The organism is Exiguobacterium sp. SH4S7, from assembly GCF_004336795.1.
In the GTDB taxonomy this organism is placed as follows: Bacteria; Bacillota; Bacilli; order Exiguobacteriales; family Exiguobacteriaceae; genus Exiguobacterium; species Exiguobacterium aurantiacum_A.
This window is the reverse complement of the sequence record NZ_SJUT01000019.1, coordinates 1-1685: the sequence shown is the minus strand read 5'-3', so window position 1 is coordinate 1685 and position 1685 is coordinate 1. Positions and strand designations below refer to the sequence as shown.

General features: G+C 52.4%; 1 protein-coding gene. It reads left to right on the top strand.

The features are described 5' to 3' along the window. Nucleotides 1–68 precede the first annotated feature (68 nt). Nucleotides 69–1639, top strand: a protein-coding gene (locus EVJ29_RS15200) for an IS3 family transposase (protein WP_131466594.1) whose coding sequence is annotated in 2 segments (ribosomal slippage) — nucleotides 69–708 and nucleotides 708–1639 — 1572 coding nt in all. Because the reading frame shifts where the segments join, the coding sequence is not laid out codon by codon here. Nucleotides 1640–1685: the final 46 nt, after the last annotated feature.

The window sequence follows — 1685 nt, the reverse complement described above, 5'->3', positions numbered from 1 at the left end:
TGATATGCTCCCCAATAGGTAGACAGATGAAATAACAAATCTGTTTATCTATTGGGGAGTGTTTTTTTATGGCGAGAAGTCGGCATTCGATTGAACAAAAACTGAGTGCACTACGTATGCTGGAAGAAGGAACATGCACCTGGAAGGAAATCGAGGAGGCTCATGACGTCTCTATGGATACCCTTCAGTTGTGGAAAGTGAAATTCGATACCGGTGGGATCGATGCGTTGAAGGAGTCGAAGACATGGAAACATTACACCAAGGAACAGAAGATCGCGGCCGTACGTGACTATCTCGATGGGTTCACCAAAATGGAGGTTCTCTCCAAATATCATATTAGTAGTTGGTCGGTTCTATATCGGTGGATCAAGAAGTATACTGGTCATAGCGAGTTAACAGATTCGAGAAAAGGGATGGATCGAGCTATGGCCAAAGGGAGAAAGACAACATTCGAGGAACGCATGGAGATCGTCAGGTATTGCCTGGACAACGGACGGAACTATCAACGGACGGCCGAGATATTCGCCGTGTCGTACCAGCAGGTCTATGGCTGGACGAAAAAATATGACGCCGACGGCGTGCACGGGCTCGAGGACCGGCGCGGACGGACAAAGCAAGAAGAGGAACTGACCAACGAGGAGAAGCTTGAACGTCGCATCCAACAGATCGAGCGGGAGAACGAGCGCCTTCGGGCCGAGAACCTGTTCCTAAAAAAGTTAGAGGAGATCGAGAGGAGAGGTTGATCAGCCAGATCCGGCTACAATTGCGTTACACGGCCATCAAGGAAATGTCGATAAGCGACACGTTCCCGGTCGTGCTCTTATGCGAGATCGCGCAGGTCTCACGGGCCGCCTATTATAAATGGTTAAAACGTACCGTCTCGGTACGCGAGGAAGAGAACTTGAGTCTACTGGAGGACATCCGTCTCCTCTACGACCAGGTGAACGGGACCTACGGGTATCGACGGATCACCATGACGGTCAATCGGAGACGACGCCAGCATGGCCTACCGGCATACAACGAGAAGCGGGTCTATCGTCTCATGCGCATCCACGAGATCCGTTCGGTCATCCGCCAGAAGCGAAAACGGTACAAAAAGTCTTCACCGCAGCATGTGGCCGAGAACCTGATGAACCGAGAATTCAGCGCGTCCCGACCGGACGAGAAATGGTGCACCGACGTCACCGAGTTCAAATATGGCGCCGGGAGGAGGGCGTATCTGAGCGCGATCATCGACCTCTATGACGGCTCGATCGTCGCCTATCGCATCGGGAAATCCAACAACAATGGGCTCGTCTTCCAGACGATGATCCCAGCGATCGCGGGGCTCCGTACAGGAGCGGGTCCGATGATCCATAGCGACCGAGGGTTTCAATATACATCGAGAGGGTTCAAACGCATGGTGGAAGACGCAAAACTGACCCACAGCATGTCTCGCGTCGGACGTTGTCTCGACAACGCCCCGATCGAGGGTTTTTGGGGTACCCTGAAAGTCGAGATGTACTACCTGCGTGAGTTCCAGGCCTATAGCGAACTCACGTCGGCCATCGAGGCCTACATATCGTTCTACAACCATGATCGTCTCCAGAAACGACTAAACGGCTTGAGCCCTGTCGAATACAGGGCTCAAGCCGCCTAGGCTGGTTTTCATTATTTACCCTGTCTACTTGACGGGGAGCAGTTCA